Below are 16,110 nucleotides of genomic sequence, written 5' to 3'. Positions count from 1 at the left end.
GCGCTGAATCTCCCGGTAATGATTGGCTTTTGGCGGTGGGATGTCGGCGAGATCGGCCATATCGGCGATTCCGACATCGCCGAAATCAGTAACGTCGAGGCCGAGGCTCCCGAGCAAGGCCGGCAATCCGGCGGTCCGCAGCGCTGCCGGTCCCATCAGAGTGCCGCGCCGCGACGCCCCCATATCGATCGGCGCGCCGAGCAGCGCGACGCGGCTCGGCTCTCCAGATCTGGTCGCTTCGATCATCGCCATGTTCCTTCGCTTCGTTATCCTAACAAAGCTACGCGTCATCGCGTGACCGGCATATGTCTGGCAAGAGCCGGGGCACGCCGTCCCTCAGGAACCAAACTCATCAGCGTGCATTTTCATGCCGAGGCGCTCTTAACGCCGGGAAGCACGACCGTGAACATCGAACCATTCGAAACGAATTCGCAGCCTGGCATCGCCGAACGCGCCATCGATACGGCGACTGACGTCTCGCGTACGCTGGGCGAGGTGACAGGTGCGTTACGCGCGGCGGTGGACCGGTTGAGCGGCGCGATGGAAGACGCACGACGGCCCGGCACCGCACTGTCCACCGTCGCTGCGATCACGCGTGAAGCGCCGCTCGCCAGCCTGTTCATTGCGTTCCTGTTCGGCATCGCGGTGGCCCGTCGACACTAACGTTTCCACCACCAGCATGGCTTCGCCTGTATCAGAAGGCAGAGCGGTCGAACGACGTCAAGCTTCCGGCCGCGCTCCCGCAGCCCCGGGGCCGCCGACCTCAACCTGTCCGTCTTTCAGATATTTTTCAGATGCACCGCTCGGCCGCCTGCGGGCGAACGCTGTCCGCGACCGATCGCTCGGGCCCGAACTCCCGTTTGTTCGATCTTTGATCAACTTTCCCTTTTTCGTTCTCCTCGATGCAGACCTCGCGCCATCGACAGGAAATTGGAACTTGCAGGAACCAACCCCACATACCCGGGTTGCAGCGATGCATCTGATAATTGGTCCGGACCCGTAATTGCCCGGATTGATTGCAATTCAGAGAAGTTGTTTTCCGTCTACGTGGTATAAAATGGGGGTTTCCGTGATCCACAGAGGCGTCCAATTTTCGGTCGTGGCTACGGCGGAACCAGACGTTTGGGAATGGCGGTACGAATTCGGCGACCAGGTTAAGACCGGCAGAACGCAGACGCGTCTTGCCGCATTGGCGGCGCGCCGCGTCAGGTCGAAGATCGATGCCGCCCTGCGCTCGGCAAAGTCCAGCTCCTCGCAGCCGGGAGTTTCCACCCATGCTGATCTGCCGTTGGCATCTTCCGGCCGCTGATTGCGGTTTGCCGCCAGCGCGTACTCCTCAACTCAGTCCACTCCCGCACGCGATCGAGACAGATCAAGGCATGGTCGCCGCCGTTGCGGCATGGCGATGTCATGCAGAATCCGGCCTTCAGCGGGCCCCCGCTGCCAAACGGAGGCTCCCGAACCCCGACGGCGGATGAGGCTCGCACCCAGCCGCCTGACTCCAGCGATCGGCGGCGCTGCTTTGTCGCGTGAAGGATCGCGGCAGGATCGTTACGCGCCTGGATTGATCTCTCGCGCTGTCTGGCGCCCTGCTGCGGTTGACCGGTCGAGCGTCGACTGGCGTTACGAGGGGTCCTGCGGCTTCTTGGCGACGTTCATCAAGCGAGTCGTGATCTCCCGCATATGCTCCCCGGCGTTGGTGAACTGGCTGCGCAGGAATTCCGACTGGATGCGCATCGCCTCGTCCAGCTCGGTCGCATGCACAAGTTTGCGCGCGTGATCGAAGGCCGTCCTCATGTTCTGCTCGGTCAGCGAGAGCGCCTGTTTGGAGAGATCCGCGGCCGGTCCGGGAACCGAAGACATCGATTTGCCGGCGGCATCGAAGAACATCTGAAAAGCCCGCTCGGCCTGTTCGATGGTTTTCTCGGCGAGTTCGCGCAGCTCGGCCGGCACTTCCAGTTTCGGTTGGCTCATGATCGCTATCCTCCGCTAGGCAAAGATCTGTTACCACATTTGGTGCCAGGCGTCCGTGGCGATCTCATGCCGGCGGACAATGTCAGGCAGACCTAGGCGGCAAGGCGCGCGACGCTCGATGCGCTGTCCTCACCCCGAGAAGCGGCGACGGTACTCCGACGGCGAGACGCCGAGATGGCGCAGGAACGCGCGACGCATGCGCTCGTCATCACCAAAGCCGGCGCGCTGGGCGATCTCCACGACGCTGCCGACCTGGCGACTTTCGAGCAGCAGCCGCGCGGTCTCGACGCGTAGCGCTTCAACGCCGTTGGCCGGTGTCATTCCGGTGCGGTTGACATAGGTACGCGCGAAGGTTCTCGGCGTCATCCCGGCCTTCGCCGCAAGTTTCTCGATCCGCAGGTCGCTGGCGATGTTCTCGATGATCCAGGCGTGCAGTGCACTGAAACGTCCTTCGACGTCGGATGCCTGCGCCGCAAGCACTGTCGAGAACTGGCTCTGGCCGCCCGGGCGTTTGAGGAAGACCACCAGACGTCGCGCGACGTCGAGCGCGATCGTATGGCCGAAATCCTCTTCGATCATCGCCAGCGCCAGATCGATACCAGCGCTGACGCCGGCCGACGACCACACGTGCCCGTCCCGGACGAAGATCGCATCCGGATCGACCTTGATGTCGGGAAAGCCGTCCTGCAATCGCGGACAATAACGCCAGTGCGTCGCAGCGCGCCTGCCGTCAAGCACCCCGGTCCACGCCAGCACGAATGCGCCGAGACACACCGACGCGATCCGCCGCGCCTTCGGCAGCGTTTGCATGATCCATTTCAACAGCACCTCGTCCTGCCGCAGCTTCCAGATGCCCGGTCCGCCCGGGATCAGCAACGTGTCGACCTGATGCGGCTTCAGACTTGCGATCGGTACGGTTTCGATCATCAGTCCGACATCGGTCGGCACCAACCCGCCGGAGCTCGATACATAGCTCAGTGCGTAGTTCGGACTTGGCAGCTCGATCTCGCTCAGCTCGGCAAACACCTGCGCGGGGCCCGAAATATCGAGCAGCGTCACGCCAGGAAACGCCACCATCGCCAGCAGCCGTTCAGGCGTCTTCTGAGGCGTAGCCGCACTCCGGGATCTGGCAGGATTCGAGGGCATATTGTCCTTTAAGCCATTCGGCCGCGGCCTGTATAGCTCTACCTTGGAAAGCCGGGAGTTTCCGCCATGTCGCGACATCTGGATGCCCAGTCCCAGACTATCGCTTCGCCCTGGAGCCACTACACGGTTTACAGCTTTCCCGACGCCTCACGAATCGCGGCTGCCGATCGGCAGCCGCTGATGGATGCGATGAACGCGATCATCGCCATCAACTGGAACGCCACCGAGCCGCATTGGACCGCAGCGTCCTCGCCTTGTGAGAAAAAATACAGCCTCATTCTGGTCTACGATCACACAGGGCTTGTCGCCTTCTCAGTCTATCGCGTGCTGAACATCGCCGACCGGCAGGCCATTTATCGCAGCGGCACCGAAGTGCTGCCCGCGCATCAAGGTCGCGGCCTCTATGGCTTCTTCACCTCGCATATCCTCAAACGCACGAATGCTCCGGAAGCGGGTGATGGCGCCGTGCTTTACGGTTGGCGGACACGCAATCCGATCGTGTGGGCCGCCAATGCCAAGATCTGCGACAGGGTGGCGCCGGCGTTGCTCGGCGACAAGGCGGATCCCACACTGCAGGCAGCCTGCGTCGAAATGTGCCAAGCTCTTTATCCGGGCAAGCAACTCGAAGTCCCCGGCATGATCATGCGCGGCGCCTATGGTCACATCAAGCATAACCGGCAGGCCTATCATGGCACGGCATCGGTGATCGACGCCGCCATCTCCAGGCTCATTCCTGACGCGGCCGATGCGCTGTTCTCTGTCGGCTATGCGAGGGCATGATGGCGTTGTCCGGACAACAAGCCGTTCTTCCCTCCGCGATCCGCTTCATCGATCGTGCCTATATCGCCTGGGGGACGGTTGCGATCGCCTATGCCATCGCCTTTCTGCAGCGGGTGTCGCCGCAGACGGTCAGCCTGAGCTTCATGCATGACTTCGGCACCGACGCTTCCGGCGTCGCGATGCTCGCCTCGAGCTATTTCTGGGGTTACACGCTGATGCAGATTCCGGCAGGACTGCTGGTCGACCGCTACGGCGTCAAGTGCGTGGTGTTGTCCAGCATGGCGGCGTCGGCCGTCGGCAGCGCGGCGTTCGCGCTTGCACCCAGCCTGCTCGATGTCTTCATTGCGCGGCTGATCGTGGCCTGCGGTGACGCGCTGGTATTCACCGCCCTGCTCAAGCTGGTCGCCCAGAGTTTCGCTGACGAGCGCTTCGGCATCATGTCCGGCATCTCCCAGGTGTCCGGCTATGTCGGCGGCGTGTTGGCGACGACGCCGCTGGCGGCGGCGATCAGCGGCTTCGGCTGGCGCGCCTGCTTTGTCTTCATCGCCTGTGTCGGGGTCGCAAACCTGGCCTTTGCATCGGTGACGCTGAGGCCGGCTGCTGGACCACAAAGCAACAAGACCTTCAAGAGCGTGCTGCTGGCGAGCTGCCAGGCCCTTGGTTCAACGGCGAACTGGGGCGTTGCGATGAGCTTCGCTTCGCACTTTGCGGTGGTGACCACGCTGTCGGGCGTCTGGGGAATTCCGATGGTGGCGCATGACTTCAACATCTCGCCGTCGGCTGCCGGCACACCGCTGCTCGCCTTCATGGTGGGCAATGCGCTCGGCTCGATCTTTCTCGGTCACGCCGCCGATCGAGCCAACTCGCTCGATGGCGCACTGGTCGCCATCTGCGTGCTGCGCATGATCCTGATTGCTCTGCTGCTGCCGGTCTTCGCGCACGCGCTCGGCCTGTTCTACGTCGGAGCCGTGTTCGCGATCCTCGGACTGGTCGCGGGCGGCACGGTGCCGTTCGTGCTGAAGTGCACGAAGAAGCTCTATACGGCAGAACTCATCGGCGTCGGCGCCTCTATCAACACCACCACGGCCGGGATTTTCGCCGGTCTCTCACAGCCAGTGATCGCCATCGCGATGATCGCCGCAAGCGGGCTGGGTTCCGACGGCGGCCACAGCATACGTACCGCGGCTAGCGATTCGGGCTACGCGGCCCTGATTGGAATTCTTCTGCTCATGTCGGTCCCGGGTATCATTGGCCCGCTGCTGATGAGGCGCAAATTGATACTGCGTTCGTAACAATAAAACACAGAGAGGGGTCCGTATGCCGCGTCTGTATTTGAAGAATAGCGACGTCCGCTCAAGCTACCCGGTGAGCAGTTGGCAGACCGTTCTGTTTTCGGAATTTGAAGCTCAAATGTGCAGCGACGCCCGCCCTTTCCCCTGTGTCTTCGGTGTCGCGGGATATCGTCAGGACCAGCTCCGCTATTTGTTTCTCGACCCTATCGATGTGAACGTGCTCGGCGAACAGCTCGCTTTGTTTGTCTCCGAGGCACGCTCGCACGGACCAAATACCTCGCTCGTGCTGTTCACGCGCCCTCGCCCGGTCCAGACCCTTGATGCCTACTACAAGAAATTCTGGCGCACGCTCGACGAGCTGGCGCGCATCGACAAGAGCCCGTGGCCCGCGGAAATCCCCGAGACGGTGGATCATCCGATGTGGGAGTTCTCTTTCGCCGGCGAGCCGATCTTCGTGGTGTGCAGCACGCCGGCCCATGTCATGCGCCAGAGCCGCCGCTCGAGCGCGTTCATGATGACATTCCAGCCGCGCTGGGTGTTCGACAAGATCCTCGGCACCGAGAAGGCCGCGGCAGCCGCGTTCGCCCATGTACGCGAGCGCCTCATTCCGTTCGACACGACGAGCCCGTCGCCCCTGCTCGGCCGCTACGGCGACCCTGAGGGGCGCGAATACAGCCAGTACTTTCTCCACGACGACAATCAGCCGGCATCCGAATGCCCCTTTCACCGGCTGGCACAAACCAAGACTCCCCCCATCGAAGACACGGAGCAGGCCGCATGACCCAGATCATCGCCGGAACGAAGACTGAATTTTCGATCGATCCTGCCATCCTGGCGCTGTTACCGACGCAGGGTTGTATCGAGCTGCAGCGTGACGCAGCCGGCAAGGTGCATGCGCTTCACACTCATCCAGTCGACGAGATCCTCGTCGTCATCAGCGGCAGGCTGAACTTCATCTGGGATGGCGGCGAGCGCGTCTGCAATCCTGGCGACACGATTCTTCTGCCCGCTGGCACCCCGCACCAATCCGAGGCTCTCGATGAGGCGATCTACGCGATCGCGACCCGGCCGCCGTCAGCCGGTGCGAGCGGGAATTGATGCAACAGGCGGTCAGGACAGCGGATGATCGAAATCGGCGGCCGCTTCGCTCGCAAGCCGCTCGGCCATTTCGATCAGTTCGTACCGCTGCCTGGGTGCCAGCTTCAGGAAGGCTTTCAACAGTCGCAGGCTTTCCACGGTTTCGCTCGATGGAGCTCCGAGCTTCTTGTGCAGCTCCGCCAGGAACGTGGGATTTTTCATCTCGCACCTTTGACAGGAAACGGTAATGGCAATTCTTAGCAAACGTGAAGGCCTCGTGCGCAAGGTCGATACTGCAACAATCGAGGCCGAAAGTCTCGGCCTGACGACGGCGACCCTGATCCTACGCATGGCGCGCTTGGAGATCGAACGCTCCGAACTCGATGAGGTTGAGAGTATGCCAAGGAACAACCGGAGCAGCAAGCCGAACTGACTGTCAGCGGGCCGGGTGGCAGGATTTGAGCTGTCTGGCAGCTTCTGGCCTCCAACACCAGCAAAAATGGTCGGCTCAGCCGCCCGCCGACCGGAATTTGACGGCGGTAAGCTTGTGCCTCCTGAGCTCGGCCGGTAATGCTTCCTGCAGGACAGCAATGGGGTTGCGGACGCCGGAGGGCTTCGCTTCTCCAGTCTGCGAAAAGCAGCTGCAGGAAGAGCATGCGAACCTATTATTTCGACATGAAGGATCGCATCCCGAGCAGAGACCGCACCGGGCTGGAGTTTGCCACGGTTGCCGGGGCTATCGAGCACAGCCGCGAGTTGGCGCGCAGGCTTCGCCACGACCCGAGGATTACCGACCGGAAGTTGTCCATCGTCATCGTCGACGAATCGGGCGTCGAAATCCATCGCGAGGCAGTCTATCCGGCGGAGCCAAAATCGGCATCTCCTGATCACCTCTGCCGACTTCGCTGAGGCACGCCTTCCCCGACGATACGCCGGTCTATTTGCCTGCCATTTCTTTCGACAGCATCGCGATCGCGTCCTGAACGGTCGTCATGAATTGAGCCGGGAAGATGATGGTCGAGTTTTTTTCGACCGAAATCTCGGCCATCGTCTGCAACGTCCGCAACTGCAGCGCAACCGGGTGTTGTGTGATGATATCGGCAGCTTCGCCGAGTTTCACAGCCGCCTGATATTCGCCTTCGGCCGCCACGATCTTGGCGCGCCGCTCCCGCTCGGCCTCAGCCTCCTTGGCCATGGCCCGCTGCATGTTATCCGGCAACACGATGTCCTTGATCTCGACCGCCGTGACCTGCGTTCCCCACGGCTCGGTATGCAGGTCGATCACGTTCTTGATCTGATCGTTGATGCTTGCGGTGTCGGCCAGGAGTTGGTCCAGGCTGAAGCGGCCGACCACGTTGCGCACCGTGGTCTGGCTGATCTGGCTGATGGCGCTGTAGACGTTCTCGATCACGATCACGGAACGCTCGGGGTCGGTGATGTGATAGTAGGCGACCGCCGCGATATCGATCGACACATTGTCCCGCGTAATGATCTTCTGCGACGGGACCAGCATGGTCACGGTGCGCAGGGACACGCGCGTCATCTGCTGGACCGGGGCAAAGATCAGCGTCAAGCCGGGCCCTCGCACCCCGGCAAAGCGGCCGAGCAGGAAGACCACGCCACGTTCATACTGCTTCACGATCCGGATCGAGGCGAAGGCGTAGAGCACAATCAGCAATATGATGAACGACAACAGCCCCATGGCTCCCCCTTTTGCCGCAATTGGCGTCACGACGCGACACGGCGATAGGCCTGCGATGGCGACGGGCACCGCAGGCGAGAGCCTACGCCCAGCATCCCGAACGGGGCAAGAGTACGTTTGCGCTACCACACCGATGGCAACAATCGATAGCGCACTTTGTCTTGGTATTCACGGTAGCCGCGCAGGTTCTTGGCAAGGAATCTTTCCTCGTCAAGCAGACGCCAGATCAGCGCCGGCAGGATCACCGCAATCACGAGCAGTGCCCACCTAGACCCCAGCGCGATCGGAAATCCCGAGAGCATCAGCAACGCCGCCGCATACATCGGATGTCTTACGACGGCATAAGGACCGCTCGATATGACCCGCTGGTCGCTCGCCAACTCGATCGTCGCCGACGTGTAACTGTTCTCCGTGAATACGCGGCGAATGCCGACGAAGCCAAGCAGGATCAGCACATCACCGCCCAGTGCGACGAGAGACGGCACGTCGGACCAGCCGAACCTGCGATCGAGGCCGGGGATGACGATCAGGGCGATGAAGCCGACCGACGTGATCACCATGATCCGGCGTTGCGTCGGCTCCCTCTCGGCCCACGGACCGCCGCTCATTCGCCGCGCCAGCAACGCTGGATCTCTCCACATCAGGTCGAGCGTGATCGCCAATGAGGCCATGAAATAGACCAGCAGGAACGTCCAGCCCTGCCAATAGTGCAACGTTCCGGCGGACGTGAAGATCAGCCCGGCGATCACCACGAACAGAATGAGCAGGCTCGCGACTGCCTTGGCATTCAGCTTTGTCATTTGACGGCTCTGCCCTGCGTCGGCCATCCGTTCTCAGCAGCATCGAACTTACTGCTGCTTCTCACAGAATGACAGCAGTCCCTGGGAGGCCGAGCCGCCGATCACGCAGGGGATTCCGACCGCGACCTGTCCCAATGCAGCAGCCGAGACGCAGCCGAGCGCAACGGCGCCGACGCCGATCTGCCCCCAGAAATCCAGGTTGCGCCGCGCATCCGAGCCCTTGGCCTTCAGCTCCTCCATCGCCGTGACGGCATCCTTGCGGACGGCGCCGAGCTCGACCGTATCGGCGGCGTCGACGACCTCGGTCAATGGCACCTTGATCGATTCCGATTGCCGACCAAGCTGCTCCCGGAGATATTCGCGCAACTCGGTGTCGCGCACCGCGTAGCTCGCGAGCGTGTAGCGTGCCATGCTGCCGATCGTCAGCTTGTCGGTGGTGTCGCGGCTCTTCGACCACGGCAGCATCTGCATGATGCGCTGGATCGGCAAATGCGACCCGGTCGCGAAATAATAGCCCCACAACGTGTCGAGCAGATCCTGGCTCGTTGCATAGGTCAGCTTGGTATCGAGCTTGCGGTCCTCCTTGGCGAACGGATTGCGGGTGAAGGTTCCCTTCAGCTTGTCGAGCATGCCGGGCTTGGTTTCCTCGAGCGGGATATCCATCAGCGTCGGCTGCGTTCCGGCAAGATATCCGTCGATCATGACGCGGCGCCCCGGCATTTTGGCCTCGACCCTGCGCATCAGATTGCGCCAATCCGGCAAACCGGAATAGGCGATCGCGCGCACGATTACCCATTCGTCCTCGGGCGGCACGGGGAAGAAGCTGGTCACCAATTGCTCGGCCTTGGCCGGATTGGAGCCGATCGCACCGGCAATGAAGCCGAGATAGATGCCGGCATTCTCCGGCTCCTTGAACGTCTGCGCATGAAACAATACGCGCACCGCCGCTGGCACGTGCGCGTAGTCCGGCTTGTTACGATAATTATAGATCCATTGCTGAACTACGCCGAGCGAGGCGCGCGGATCGATCTCGGGCGCGGCCGCGACACGCGCAGGTTGGACGAAGATACAGGCAAGGACCGCAAGAACAACGTAGCGCATGTGCTGCTCCGACGAAGGCGTTCGAGCGCGAATGCTCAACGGGCCACGAACGGTGAGCGTTGTTAGCTCGCTCTTCGCGCTCGCCTTTGATCCCGCACTGCGACGATTCTGCGACAAACACCTGTTCCATTGCGCCTGAATCGTGACGCCGTTCACAATCGCGCAATCGACGAGCCCGGACATTCTTTCGCCTCGTGCCGCTCCTTGCATCCGCCCGCCGAGCATGAACAGGCATCACACGATGAACCTTTGGAAAATCACGGCAGGTCGTCCCGGCTCGCGATGGCTGATAGCGATCGCTGTCGCCGCTACGCTGAGTAGTCTTTCCGTTCCGGCAGCGGCACAAGACGCAATCTCTGTCGAAGGCAATCGGCGGGTCGACCCCGATATGGTGCGGAGCTATTTCCACGCCGACATTGCTGGCCATTACAACGCCGCTGCGCTCGATGCGGCGCTGAAGGCGCTGATCGCGACGAGCCAGTTCGACGATGTGAAGATCACTCGCGCTGGCGACCGCATCGTTGTTCACTTGGCGGAAGCCAAGACGCTCGACAAGGTCGTGTTCGAGGGCAACGAGAAGGTCAAGGACGCGGATCTGTCTGCCGCGGTTCAGTCCAAGCCATCAGCAGGATTGCAGCGCGCGACCGTTCAAGGCGATGTCAACCGAATCGTGGAGGCCTTTCATCGCGTCGGCCGTGACGACGTTCGCGTCACGCCTGATATCATCGATCGCGGCAACGACCGGGTCGACCTTGTGTTCGACATCGTCGAGGGCAAGAAGACGACGGTGCGCCGGATCTCCTTCGCCGGCAATCATGTCTTCGGTGATCGCCAACTCAGGGCCGTCATCAAGACCTCGGTCACGACCGTGCTGAGCTTTCTGACTGGCGGAAATGTCTATGACCCCGACCAGGTCAACGGCGATCGCGAGCTGATCCGGCAATACTATCGCAATCATGGCTATGCCGACGCGACCGTGACCAATGCCAGCGCCGCATACGATCCGGCGAGCAGCGGCTTCAACGTCATCTTTGCGATCGATGAGGGCGAGCCCTACCATTTCGGGGACATCAGCTTCGTCTGCAACGTGCCCGGGCTCGATTGCGAGAAGCTCCGCAGTCTTCTGCTTGCTCGCCCTGGCGCGTCATTCGACGCTAGCCTACTCGACCAGACCAGCGAGACGCTTGCGGCCGACATGTCCAAGCGCGGTTTCCCGTTTGCCCACGCCGAGCCGCGCATTACGCGCGATCCGCAGGCGCATCGGGCCGACATCGCTTTCGCAATCGACCAGGGTACGAGGAGCTATGTCGAGCGGATCGAGATCCACGGCAACAACCGCGCGCGCGACTATGTGATCCGGCGTGAATTCGATATCAGCGAAGGCGATGCCTACAACAAGACCCTGATCGACCGGGCCGAGCGCCGGCTGAAGAATTTGAACTACTTCAAGACGGTCAAGATCACGACCAAGCCGGGCTCGGCGGCGGATCGCGTCGTCCTCGACGTCGAGGCCGACGACCAGGCGACCGGAGATTTCAACATCTCCGGAGGCTATTCGACGACCGATGGCTGGCTCACCGAGGTCAAGGTCGGTGACCGGAATTTTCAGGGCACCGGCAATGCCGTGCAGGCTTCCGCGAGCTACGGCCAATATGCGCGCGGCGCCGATCTCTCAGTCTCCTCGCCTTATGTCGTGGGCCGTGCCACCGCGGGCGCCGAGGTATTCGACCGGCAGGCCGATGTCAGCCCCTATCAATCCTACGGCAGCAACACCTATGGTGGCAACCTGACGCTAGGCATGCCGGTCAACGAGCAGACCGGCGTGCTCTGGCGCTATTCGCTCTATGACCAGAATGTCACGCTGGCGCCGGGGACATCCGCTGCGACCGTATCGATCCCGATCCGGCAGGCTGCTGCCGCCGGGCCGCAGCTCGTCTCGTCGATCGGCGACACCGTCACCACCAACACGCTCGACAACAACAAGAGCCCGACCAGCGGCTTCAAGTCCCAGCTCAGCCAGGATCTTGCCGGGCTCGGCGGTGATGTGAGATTCCTGCGTACCACCGAGGATGCGCGTTACTATCACTCAATTAACAGCGATCTCACCGGCATGGTCCGTGCGCAGGGCGGCTATATCGCCGGCTGGGGCGGCCAGCAGGCGCCGCTGCTCAACAGCTTCTTCGGCGGGCCCAGCATGGTCCGAGGTTTCGCGCCGAACGGGTTCGGCCCGCGCGACCTCACGCCGGGCTCGACCATGGATAATGTCGGCGGCAGCCTGTATTGGGCGAGCACCGCCGAGCTGCAGAGCGCAATCCCCGGGCTGCCCCAGGAGTACGGCCTGAAGGCATCGGCGTTCGTCGATGCCGGCAGCGTGTTTGGCTACAGGGGCCCGCAATCTTCGCAGATCGCGAACAAAAACATCGTACGTTCCTCGGCCGGTGTCGGCCTGAGCTGGGCCTCGCCATTTGGTCCGCTCAGCGTCGACTATGCGATGCCGCTGAGCAAGGCGGCCTCCGACGTGACGCAACGGCTCAACTTCAATGCGGGCGGCTTCTGACCACCGGCATGGCTCGATCGCATAGCACAGCGAACGACCTCACCGCGACCGGCCTCCGTGTTGCCGCAGCACGCCGACAAGGACGGATTTCGGCGTCACGTTCGCCGTCGCAAAACCATAGAGCATCGCCAGCCGGTCCAGGCACTCGCGAAACCGGCGTGAGAAATAGTCAGTCCAGCGCTGGCTGGGCAGGCCCCGCTTCTGCCCGACCTGCTCCATGGTCAGGCCCTGCACCAGCACGTCGTGGACGATCGCCGCTCCATCGGCGCCGAGCTCGCGCTCGGCGCGGTTCAGGCGCAGCACCGCCTGGCGTTGCCCCTCGGTGATTGACTCCCGTCCCTGCGCGCCGTCGACATGTTCACGCCCGGGATCGATCGCCTGAGGGCCACGCTCGGCCCGCTCCCAATCATTCTGGAAGGCACGGCCGCCCTGGTATTGGGCGTCGTCGATCTGGTGGTGTGCATGCAGCCGCCCCAGCGGATCATGGCGGATCGATCGCAACGCCGTGATCTTCTCGCCCGGTTCCAGCGCAAGGGGATCGTCGACCTCGACCGCGACCACCTCCGCATTGCGCGGCAGATCGCCGCCGGGCCGGTCATGATTCTTCGAAATCCGATACGACTTGTTCCGCTTGGCGCGCGCCATTCTCAATGTCTCCGGTAAAAGATAAAGCAGCAAGGGGACGACCAGACCGTCAGAACTGTTACCGCGGCGTCATGCGGCCTCCACCAGCCGCAAGACCACCGCGCTCAAAGGGCGCTCGATCGCCCCCTCCCGATTGCGCGTCAGATGGAAATGCGGGGTGCAATAGCAGGACCCCGCCTGGCGCGGATGGCCGCAGAACACGATCGGCTCGCTGTCGGTGTCGCCGCCATAGGGATAACGGCAATCGCCGGGCTCCAGATCGATCAGGCTGATCAGCCGGGGGCTGATGCCCACGCAGCGCAGCTGGACCGGCTCAGCACGCGGCTCTGGCGGCGCGAGAATCGGCAGCGGTCGGCGTTCTGCCGCCGCGCGGGCCTGGGCGCGCCCGGCTTTCTCCAGCAGTCGCCGCGGCGGCTGCCGCTCCCGCGTGGTTTCGGGCGCCACGAATCCCATCCGTTTGCCGCGTCCGAGCACCGCATTTCGGGTGTAAGCAGTCCCGAATCGTGCATTCATCTCCCTGGTGATCTCGCCGTAGGACATGCCCTTGGCGTGAAGCTCGCGCAACGCGCGCGAATGTTCCGTCGGCCAATCGGTCGATTGCATGCTTGCCTCTTCCTGTTTTCCTGCTTGCATTCTGGGGTAGCTATTGCCTTCCCCGGAACGCACAGGTATTTTCTGATATTCGGAAGCAAAAGTCAAGCTTGTATTCTGATTATCGTAACAATATGCTTCTGGCAGGATTCGCAAACGAGGACAAGACGATGCTGGACGTTGCCATGATTGAACGCGGGCTGGAGAGAACCGGAAAGTCCAAAGGCGGGCTAGCCATTGCCATGGGCGTGCGCCCGGGAGCCGTCTCGGAAATTCTATCGGGTCTGCGGCTGATCAAGGCCGCCGAAGTTCCGATCATCATGGAATATCTTGAGCTGAACACCGTGCCGGTCATGGGCCGGGTCGGCGCCGGCGCGGTGATCGAGCCGGAATATGAGCAGGTGCCGGCGGAGGGCGTCGGCGATGTGGCCCTGCCGTTTCCGATCGAGGAAGACACGATCGCGTTCGAGGTATCCGGCGATTCGATGCTGCCGAAATATGAGAGCGGCGACGTCATCGTGGTCTACCGCCAGCAACGGCATCCCCTCGCGAGCTTCTATGGCGAGGAAGCGGTGGTTCGGCTCAAGACCGGCGAGCGCTATCTGAAGACCATCGAGCGCGGGAAATCGCCTTCTCTGGTCAACCTGACGAGCTTCAACGCCAAGCCGATCGTCGGCGTCAAGCTGGATTGGATCGGGGAGATCTGCGTGACCCTGCCCCGCGGCCAAATCTCGCGGTTACGGGCCAAGACGGCGGCTCGTGCCCGCCAGGCCGGCAAATCGGGCGGCTCGCGGTCCAAGGACAAATAGTCTCGGCGCAGCCGGCAGACGGCAGCGCTGCACGTCCGCAGTCTCATGCCCGGCCGGCGTCGCTCGCGGCGCGGTCGGGTCATGGATTCCCAGTCTGGATTTTAAACTTGACTTTCTTCTGCTTTTCGGAAATAATGACCGACATACTCTGGCGAGTGCGGGCGGTTATTTCTGCATGCAGTATTTTGTCGTGATGATCGATTATGGCCGGCGGGGACGCGAAGCCGTGGTCGATCCCGAGATGACCCGGCGCGAGGTGGTCGCGCGCGTGGCATCCGGGGAATACAGCAACATCAGCTTCATCCACGAGATTGACGATCGTTCGGTCGAGGACGTTACCACTGACATCCTGTCAGAGGCGGCCGTACCCGAGATCGAAGCCGGCGAGGTCGATCTGCAGGCCGACAGGTTTGACCGCCTCAGAGACCTGCGCAAGCACGAACGAATCTAGTGTCCTGATTCCGAAGTTCGCGCGATTTTGACCTGTTTATCCGCGATCTGGAGCGTGGCGAAGCAGAAGCGCTTGATGGAAGCCAGGATGTCGTCGGCCGACTTGGTCCATCTGAAGGGCTTGGGGTCAGCGTTGACTGTCTCGATATAATCCTTGATTGCGGCTTCGAGCTGGCGGGTCGAGCGGTGAACGCCGCGCCGTATCTGTCTCTCGGTCAGATTAGCGAAGAAGCGCTCGATCTGATTGATCCAGGAGGCGGATGTCGGCGTCAGATGCACACGCCAACGCGGACGCTTGGCGAGCCAGTTACGGATGGTTTTGGTCTTGTGCGTGGCGTAGTTGTCCATGATGAGATGAATGTCGAGGTTTTTTGGGACCGCGGCTTCGATCTCGTCGAGGAAGCGACGGAACTCCTGTGAGCGATGGCGGCGATAGCATTTGCCAATGATACGTCCGGTCGCAATGTCGAGCGCTGCGAACAAGGACGTCACGCCATGGCGCGTATAGTCGTGACTGCGCCGTTCGGTCTGCCCCGGGCGCATCGGCAACACCGGCTGGCTGCGGTCGAGCGCCTGAATCTGGCTCTTTTCGTCGACGCACAGGACCAGCGCATGCTCGGGCGGTGCCATGTAGAGCCCGACAATATCGCGCACCTTCTCCACGAACAGGGGATCGGTCGAAAGCTTGAAGCTTTCCACGCGATGCGGCTGCAGGCCGAAGGCTCTCCAGATGCGATGGATCGTCGAGGGCGCATGATCAACGGCCTCGGCCATCGACCGCAGGCTCCAGTGCGTGGCGCCTTTTGGTATCGTCTCCAGGGTCAGCCGGACTGTCTCGGCGATCTCGTCATCGCCGATCTCGCGCGGCCGGCCCGGACGAGGCTCATCCAGAAGTCCATCCAGACGCTTCTCGGCAAACCGCCGGCGCCATTTGCCGACCGTGTTCTCAACCGCGCCCGTGCGATCGGCGATCGCCTTGTTCTGCAGCCCGTCCGCTGCCAGCAAGACAATCTGCGCCCGCTGAGCCAGACCCTGTGCAGTGCGTCGGCGCCGCGATAATCCCTCAAGTTCACCGCGCTCCTTTTCGCTCAGCTCGATTAACGCCGCCGACTTGCTCATCGAGACGCCTCCATCCGGATCAAAGGCGATATAATCTCACGAATTATTCGATCGGGACACTAGATCA

The 16,110-nt window shown here is 62.1% G+C and carries 20 protein-coding genes; 10 read left to right on the top strand and 10 right to left on the bottom strand.

The window, feature by feature from the left end:
• Positions 1 to 246, bottom strand: a 246-nt coding sequence (locus WA702_RS26450) for an arginase family protein (RefSeq protein ID WP_425113494.1), incomplete at its 3' end; no start/stop codon positions are given.
• Between the two features lie 156 nt (positions 247 to 402).
• Here WA702_RS26450 and WA702_RS26445 point away from each other — a divergent pair.
• Positions 403 to 663: a hypothetical protein gene (locus tag WA702_RS26445; RefSeq protein WP_425113495.1), complete on the top strand. Its 261-nt coding sequence runs from the start codon at positions 403 to 405 to the stop codon at positions 661 to 663.
• A 960-nt stretch (positions 664 to 1,623) separates the two neighbouring features.
• Here the strand turns inward: WA702_RS26445 and WA702_RS26440 are convergent.
• Positions 1,624 to 1,974 (bottom strand): phasin, encoded by a 351-nt coding sequence (locus tag WA702_RS26440; protein ID WP_425113493.1) that lies wholly within the window; start codon positions 1,972 to 1,974, stop codon positions 1,624 to 1,626.
• A gap of 129 nt (positions 1,975 to 2,103) precedes the next feature.
• Positions 2,104 to 3,120, bottom strand: coding sequence for a GlxA family transcriptional regulator (locus tag WA702_RS26435; RefSeq protein ID WP_425113492.1), 1,017 nt, complete (start codon positions 3,118 to 3,120; stop codon positions 2,104 to 2,106).
• Between the two features lie 66 nt (positions 3,121 to 3,186).
• On the opposite strand from WA702_RS26435, the gene WA702_RS26430 reads away from it, so the two are divergent.
• The 4 genes from WA702_RS26430 to WA702_RS26415 are packed head-to-tail and all read left to right on the top strand — an operon-like array spanning position 3,187 to position 6,290.
• On the top strand, positions 3,187 to 3,900 hold the full coding sequence (locus tag WA702_RS26430; RefSeq protein WP_425113491.1) for a hypothetical protein: 714 nt from the start codon (positions 3,187 to 3,189) through the stop codon (positions 3,898 to 3,900).
• Positions 3,897 to 5,192 carry an MFS transporter gene (locus WA702_RS26425; RefSeq protein WP_425113490.1) on the top strand — a complete coding sequence of 432 codons (1,296 nt, stop codon included), beginning with the start codon at positions 3,897 to 3,899 and terminating at the stop codon, positions 5,190 to 5,192. Before WA702_RS26430 ends, WA702_RS26425 begins: the two co-directional genes overlap by 4 nt.
• Positions 5,193 to 5,217: 25 nt before the next feature.
• Positions 5,218 to 5,973, top strand: coding sequence for a YqcI/YcgG family protein (locus WA702_RS26420; protein ID WP_425113489.1), 756 nt, complete (start codon positions 5,218 to 5,220; stop codon positions 5,971 to 5,973).
• Entirely contained in the window at positions 5,970 to 6,290 is a 321-nt protein-coding gene (locus WA702_RS26415) for a cupin domain-containing protein (RefSeq protein ID WP_425113488.1), read from the top strand. The genes WA702_RS26420 and WA702_RS26415 overlap by 4 nt, the downstream gene beginning before the upstream one ends.
• A gap of 12 nt (positions 6,291 to 6,302) precedes the next feature.
• Here the strand turns inward: WA702_RS26415 and WA702_RS26410 are convergent, their stop codons facing one another.
• Complete coding sequence (locus WA702_RS26410) at positions 6,303 to 6,491, bottom strand: hypothetical protein (RefSeq protein ID WP_425113487.1); 189 nt, start codon at positions 6,489 to 6,491, stop codon at positions 6,303 to 6,305.
• 25 nt (positions 6,492 to 6,516) lie between these two features.
• Here WA702_RS26410 and WA702_RS26405 point away from each other — a divergent pair, with 25 nt between their 5' ends.
• On the top strand, positions 6,517 to 6,702 hold the full coding sequence (locus WA702_RS26405; protein WP_425113486.1) for a hypothetical protein: 186 nt from the start codon (positions 6,517 to 6,519) through the stop codon (positions 6,700 to 6,702).
• Positions 6,703 to 6,923: 221 nt separating this feature from the next.
• Positions 6,924 to 7,178: a DUF6894 family protein gene (locus WA702_RS26400; RefSeq protein WP_425113485.1), complete on the top strand. Its 255-nt coding sequence runs from the start codon at positions 6,924 to 6,926 to the stop codon at positions 7,176 to 7,178.
• Positions 7,179 to 7,206: 28 nt separating this feature from the next.
• On the opposite strand, the gene WA702_RS26395 is transcribed toward WA702_RS26400, so the two are convergent.
• The 3 genes from WA702_RS26395 to WA702_RS26385 form a co-directional block, all read right to left on the bottom strand.
• Positions 7,207 to 7,971, bottom strand: coding sequence for an SPFH domain-containing protein (locus WA702_RS26395; protein ID WP_425113484.1), 765 nt, complete (start codon positions 7,969 to 7,971; stop codon positions 7,207 to 7,209).
• Between the two features lie 122 nt (positions 7,972 to 8,093).
• On the bottom strand, positions 8,094 to 8,771 hold the full coding sequence (locus tag WA702_RS26390) for a methyltransferase family protein (protein WP_425113483.1): 678 nt from the start codon (positions 8,769 to 8,771) through the stop codon (positions 8,094 to 8,096).
• A gap of 48 nt (positions 8,772 to 8,819) precedes the next feature.
• Positions 8,820 to 9,872, bottom strand: a complete 1,053-nt coding sequence (locus WA702_RS26385) for a hypothetical protein (RefSeq protein WP_425113482.1) — start codon at positions 9,870 to 9,872, stop codon at positions 8,820 to 8,822.
• Positions 9,873 to 10,113: 241 nt separating this feature from the next.
• On the opposite strand from WA702_RS26385, the gene bamA reads away from it, so the two are divergent.
• Positions 10,114 to 12,429: an outer membrane protein assembly factor BamA gene (bamA, locus tag WA702_RS26380; protein ID WP_425113481.1), complete on the top strand. Its 2,316-nt coding sequence runs from the start codon at positions 10,114 to 10,116 to the stop codon at positions 12,427 to 12,429.
• Between the two features lie 39 nt (positions 12,430 to 12,468).
• Here the strand turns inward: bamA and WA702_RS26375 are convergent, their stop codons facing one another.
• Positions 12,469 to 13,074 carry a DUF6456 domain-containing protein gene (locus WA702_RS26375; protein WP_425113480.1) on the bottom strand — a complete coding sequence of 202 codons (606 nt, stop codon included), beginning with the start codon at positions 13,072 to 13,074 and terminating at the stop codon, positions 12,469 to 12,471.
• 69 nt (positions 13,075 to 13,143) lie between these two features.
• Positions 13,144 to 13,677 (bottom strand): GcrA family cell cycle regulator, encoded by a 534-nt coding sequence (locus tag WA702_RS26370; RefSeq protein WP_425113479.1) that lies wholly within the window; start codon positions 13,675 to 13,677, stop codon positions 13,144 to 13,146.
• Between the two features lie 158 nt (positions 13,678 to 13,835).
• Here WA702_RS26370 and WA702_RS26365 point away from each other — a divergent pair, with 158 nt between their 5' ends.
• Together WA702_RS26365 and WA702_RS26360 are read left to right on the top strand one after the other, a co-directional pair.
• Positions 13,836 to 14,474 (top strand): S24 family peptidase, encoded by a 639-nt coding sequence (locus WA702_RS26365; protein ID WP_425113478.1) that lies wholly within the window; start codon positions 13,836 to 13,838, stop codon positions 14,472 to 14,474.
• 175 nt (positions 14,475 to 14,649) lie between these two features.
• Complete coding sequence (locus WA702_RS26360; protein ID WP_425113477.1) at positions 14,650 to 14,925, top strand: hypothetical protein; 276 nt, start codon at positions 14,650 to 14,652, stop codon at positions 14,923 to 14,925.
• Here WA702_RS26360 and WA702_RS26355 read toward each other — a convergent pair.
• Entirely contained in the window at positions 14,922 to 16,043 is a 1,122-nt protein-coding gene (locus WA702_RS26355) for an IS630 family transposase (RefSeq protein WP_425113476.1), read from the bottom strand. The two genes, WA702_RS26360 and WA702_RS26355, sit on opposite strands and share 4 nt — an antisense overlap.
• Positions 16,044 to 16,110 lie beyond the last annotated feature (67 nt).

This window comes from Bradyrhizobium sp. (assembly GCF_049798375.1).
Lineage (GTDB): Bacteria > Pseudomonadota > Alphaproteobacteria > Rhizobiales > Xanthobacteraceae > Bradyrhizobium.
The sequence above is the reverse complement of the archived record's forward strand: the minus strand, read 5'-3'. Positions and strand labels throughout refer to the sequence as shown.

Excerpts from the sequence above, each read along its gene's own strand:
- WA702_RS26365 (WP_425113478.1), top strand. The coding sequence starts at position 13,836 with ATGCTGGACGTTGCCATGATTGAACGCGGGCTGGAGAGAACCGGAAAG.
- WA702_RS26420 (WP_425113489.1), top strand. The coding sequence starts at position 5,218 with ATGCCGCGTCTGTATTTGAAGAATAGCGACGTCCGCTCAAGCTACCCG.
- WA702_RS26440 (WP_425113493.1), bottom strand. The coding sequence starts at position 1,974 with ATGAGCCAACCGAAACTGGAAGTGCCGGCCGAGCTGCGCGAACTCGCC.
- WA702_RS26415 (WP_425113488.1), top strand. The coding sequence starts at position 5,970 with ATGACCCAGATCATCGCCGGAACGAAGACTGAATTTTCGATCGATCCT.
- WA702_RS26400 (WP_425113485.1), top strand. The coding sequence starts at position 6,924 with ATGCGAACCTATTATTTCGACATGAAGGATCGCATCCCGAGCAGAGAC.
- WA702_RS26360 (WP_425113477.1), top strand. The coding sequence starts at position 14,650 with ATGCAGTATTTTGTCGTGATGATCGATTATGGCCGGCGGGGACGCGAA.
- WA702_RS26375 (WP_425113480.1), bottom strand. The coding sequence starts at position 13,074 with ATGGCGCGCGCCAAGCGGAACAAGTCGTATCGGATTTCGAAGAATCAT.
- WA702_RS26430 (WP_425113491.1), top strand. The coding sequence starts at position 3,187 with ATGTCGCGACATCTGGATGCCCAGTCCCAGACTATCGCTTCGCCCTGG.
- WA702_RS26425 (WP_425113490.1), top strand. The coding sequence starts at position 3,897 with ATGATGGCGTTGTCCGGACAACAAGCCGTTCTTCCCTCCGCGATCCGC.
- WA702_RS26405 (WP_425113486.1), top strand. The coding sequence starts at position 6,517 with ATGGCAATTCTTAGCAAACGTGAAGGCCTCGTGCGCAAGGTCGATACT.
- bamA (WP_425113481.1), top strand. The coding sequence starts at position 10,114 with ATGAACCTTTGGAAAATCACGGCAGGTCGTCCCGGCTCGCGATGGCTG.
- WA702_RS26435 (WP_425113492.1), bottom strand. The coding sequence starts at position 3,120 with ATGCCCTCGAATCCTGCCAGATCCCGGAGTGCGGCTACGCCTCAGAAG.
- WA702_RS26355 (WP_425113476.1), bottom strand. The coding sequence starts at position 16,043 with ATGAGCAAGTCGGCGGCGTTAATCGAGCTGAGCGAAAAGGAGCGCGGT.
- WA702_RS26395 (WP_425113484.1), bottom strand. The coding sequence starts at position 7,971 with ATGGGGCTGTTGTCGTTCATCATATTGCTGATTGTGCTCTACGCCTTC.
- WA702_RS26410 (WP_425113487.1), bottom strand. The coding sequence starts at position 6,491 with ATGAAAAATCCCACGTTCCTGGCGGAGCTGCACAAGAAGCTCGGAGCT.
- WA702_RS26390 (WP_425113483.1), bottom strand. The coding sequence starts at position 8,771 with ATGACAAAGCTGAATGCCAAGGCAGTCGCGAGCCTGCTCATTCTGTTC.
- WA702_RS26370 (WP_425113479.1), bottom strand. The coding sequence starts at position 13,677 with ATGCAATCGACCGATTGGCCGACGGAACATTCGCGCGCGTTGCGCGAG.
- WA702_RS26385 (WP_425113482.1), bottom strand. The coding sequence starts at position 9,872 with ATGCGCTACGTTGTTCTTGCGGTCCTTGCCTGTATCTTCGTCCAACCT.